This is a genomic window from Sphingobium sp. ba1, from assembly GCF_000743655.1.
Lineage (GTDB): Bacteria > Pseudomonadota > Alphaproteobacteria > Sphingomonadales > Sphingomonadaceae > Sphingobium.
Genome location: NZ_JPPQ01000008.1, coordinates 4,728 through 8,170, shown reverse-complemented (window position 1 = coordinate 8,170; position 3,443 = coordinate 4,728). Strand labels below are relative to the sequence as shown.

Here is a 3,443-nt window from a genome sequence, read left to right as displayed (position 1 = left end):
ACCTTCAAGGCGTCTGGAACAGGGACGGCACTGATCAAAGCCATCGATGTCATTCGCGATGCGAACACACGAAAGTCGCGCGACCTTCCCGATGGCGTTCCACTGCCATTCCCCAATCGGCAGTGGAAGCGTCTCATCACCGAAAGCGGCCGTATCGACCGCCGACGTTATGAAATTGCGATCATGGCAACCTTGCGTGATCGTTTGCGCGCCGGTGATGTATGGATCGAGGGAACCCGCAACTATCAGCGCTTCGATGCCTATTTGCTGGGTCGGCGCGACGCCGCCAAAGTGGCGGATGTGCTTCCGTTCGATTCAAATGCTGCATCCTACCTCGCTGACCGGGCACGAAATCTTGACTGGCGGCTGCGCCGATTTGCCAAGCAGTTGAAAACAAACAAGCTTGAGGGAGTGTCGCTCGAACGAGACCGGCTCAAGCTTCAGCAAATGCCGCCTGTCACCCCACCGGAAGCTGAAGCCCTCGATCGCAAGCTCGATACCCTGCTTCCCCGCGTGCGCATCACCGAGCTGCTGCTTGAAGTCGCCGAACGCACTGGTTTTTTGAACGCATTCCGTGACCTGCGCTCAGGCAAGGAGCACGACAACCCCAGCACGGTACTCGCCGCAATTCTGGCTGATGGCACCAACCTCGGGCTGGAGCGGATGGCCAATGCCAGCGAAGGCGTCAGCTATGCCCAACTCGCATGGACCCACAACTGGTATCTTTCACCCGAGAACTATCAGGCCGCGCTGGCCATGATCATCTCAGCCCATCACGAATTACCCTTCGCGCGGCATTGGGGCGCTGGCACCAGTTCGTCGTCCGATGGCCAGTTCTTCCGGTCGGGGCGGAGCCGTTCAGGGGCGGCGGACGTCAATGCCAAATATGGCGCCGAACCTGGCGTGAAAATCTATTCTCACCTTTCCGATCACTTCGCATCATTCGGATCACGGATCATGTCCGCGACGGCAGGTGAAGCGCCTTACGTGCTCGACGGGCTTGTCCTGGGCGCCGGCAACCTTCCGTTGCATGAGCACTATACCGATACCGGCGGCGCCACCGATCATGTTTTCGCACTCTGCCACCTACTCGGGTTCCGCTTCGCGCCACGGCTGCGCGATATTGGCGACCGCAAGCTGGGTTCGATCGCTGCGCCATCGACATACAAGGGCATCGAAAATCTGATGGGCCGCACCATCAAAACGGCAGCGATCGAGGCCGATTGGGATGACATCGTCAGGATTGTCGCCTCAATCAAGGATGGCACGGTGGCGCCGTCAGTAATCTTGCGAAAACTTGCCGCCTACAAACGCCAGAACAGGCTGGATTTTGCATTGGCTGAACTGGGCCGTATCGAGCGCACTTTGTTCACGCTCGATTGGCTTGAACAACCGGAACTGCGACGTGCCTGTCAGGCCGGTCTCAACAAAGGCGAGGCGAGGCACACGCTTGCCGCCGCCATCTATACCAACCGGCAGGGTCGGTTCACCGATCGCTCGCTGGAAAATCAGGAATTTCGCGCATCTGGGCTGAACCTGCTGATTGCGGCGATTTCCTACTGGAACACGGTCTATCTCGACCGGGCCGCCCAGCACCTCAACGCTGTCGGCACGACGTTCGATGCGGCACTGCTTGCGCACCTTTCTCCGATGGGCTGGGCGCACATCAGTCTGACCGGCGATTATCTCTGGGAGCAGGCCAGGCGACTTCCAGCAGGTGAATTCCACCCACTCAACGAGCCAATGGCGCGGTTGAAGCGTGTAGCGTAGCCCATGTTCCGCTTATGTCCGAGAAATCGTTGTCTGGCGAACAAACCTTGAGGTGACGCCTTGCTCGGCTACAGGTTCGCCCCCCGTATCCGCGATCTCCCTCAGAAAAGACTCTATGCCTTCACGCCCAACGCGACGCCGGCCAATGTGCGAGCGCTGGTCGGAGGTAAGATCAATGAACCGCTCATCGAGCGCAACTGGCCCGACATCCTGCGCATCATGGCGACGATCGCAGCGGGGATCGTCGCCCCCAGCCAGATTCTTCGCAAGCTCGCCTCTTACCCGCGCCAGAATGAGCTGGCCCTCGCATTGCGAGAGGTGGGCCGCATCGAGCGAACCCTGTTCATGATCGACTGGATTCTTGATGCCGGCCTCCAGCGCCAGGCTCAGATCGGCCTCAACAAGGGTGAGGCCCACCACGCCCTAAAGCGCGCCATCAGCTTCCACCGCCGAGGTGAAATCCGGGATCGATCCGGCGAAGGCCAGCACTATCGCATCGCCGGAATGAACCTGCTCGCCGCCATCATCATATTCTGGAACACCATGAAGCTCGGCGAGGTCGTCAATACCCGGGCCGCCAGCGGTACCCATATCGCGCCTGATCTACTCGCCCACGTCTCGCCGTTGGGATGGGAACACATCAATCTAACCGGGGAATATCGCTGGCCCAAATCCTTAGCGTAGGATTCCGCCCCCTCCCGCAAACGCCCCCAACAGGTGGAACACGAGCGTGCCGCCCGGTGTCGTGGTGTCCACGCCCTCGGTAAGCGATCGGAACCCGACTCCTCTGGCGTCGAGCAGCCGCACCGTTTCGATGAGGTGCGCCATCGAGCGGCCGAGCCGGTCGAGCTTCCAGGTCACCAGCGTGTCGCCGCGACGCACGTACGTGATCGCCTCCGCCAATCCGGGCCGGTCGGCCTTGGTGCCCGACGCCCGGTCCTCGAACACCTGCTCGCAGCGAGCGGCGCGAAGAGCGTCGAGCTGGAGCGCGAGCGTCTGCTCGACGGTGGATACCCGCGCGTAGCCGATCAGCGCCACGGTGCCGCCTTTTTGTCCGTAATCATGTAGATGTCAGCGCTAATTGACACGTCGCTGTCAGCGCTATTTGGCACGCTCGTTCGGAAGGTAACGACTCCGGCCGAGACTACCGCTGCGCCTGCCAGGTGATCGCCTTGCGGAACACGCGTGAAAGTTGATCGATCGAGTAGGGCTTGTGCAGCAATTCGAACCCATGCCGTCCGTTTTGCGCCAATACGTGGCTGTAACCGCTGGTCAGAATAACCGGCAGGTGAGGATGGCGACGGCGTACTTCCTGGGCCAGTTCCAGTCCCGACATGCCCGGCATCACCACGTCCGAGAACACGATGTGGAAACGGTCGCAGTCCTTTCCCAGCTCCGCCAGCGCCTCTTCCCCGATGAGCGCCAGGACGGTGCTGTAGCCAAGCTCATCCAACGCCTGGACGGCGAACTCGCCAACGTCGCTGTTGTCCTCCACCACCAGGACGCAGACGCCATCCCCGGTAATGGTGATTGGCTCCTCGACCTCGGCCTCGGCACCCTCTCCGTCGATCGTGACGCGCGGAAGGTACATGATGAAGGTCGTGCCGCCTTCGTTCCCGCTCTCAACACGGATATCGCCGTCCGACTGCTTGGCGAACCCGATCACCTGCGAG

General features: G+C 60.8%; 2 protein-coding genes and 2 pseudogenes. 2 read left to right on the top strand and 2 right to left on the bottom strand.

What is annotated here, in order from left to right:
• Both IL54_RS01845 and IL54_RS01840 read left to right on the top strand, forming a co-directional pair.
• Positions 1-1,770 (top strand): Tn3 family transposase (locus IL54_RS01845; RefSeq protein ID WP_052027509.1); only part of this gene is annotated, 1,770 nt, incomplete at its 5' end.
• Between the two features lie 57 nt (positions 1,771-1,827).
• Positions 1,828-2,454, top strand: a pseudogene (locus IL54_RS01840) (Tn3 family transposase); the annotation flags it as partial.
• A gap of 15 nt (positions 2,455-2,469) precedes the next feature.
• Here the strand turns inward: IL54_RS01840 and IL54_RS01835 are convergent.
• Both IL54_RS01835 and IL54_RS01830 read right to left on the bottom strand, forming a co-directional pair.
• A pseudogene (locus IL54_RS01835) lies at positions 2,470-2,808 on the bottom strand (recombinase family protein); the annotation flags it as partial.
• A gap of 106 nt (positions 2,809-2,914) precedes the next feature.
• Positions 2,915-3,443 (bottom strand): response regulator (locus tag IL54_RS01830; RefSeq protein ID WP_156106067.1); only part of this gene is annotated, 529 nt, incomplete at its 5' end.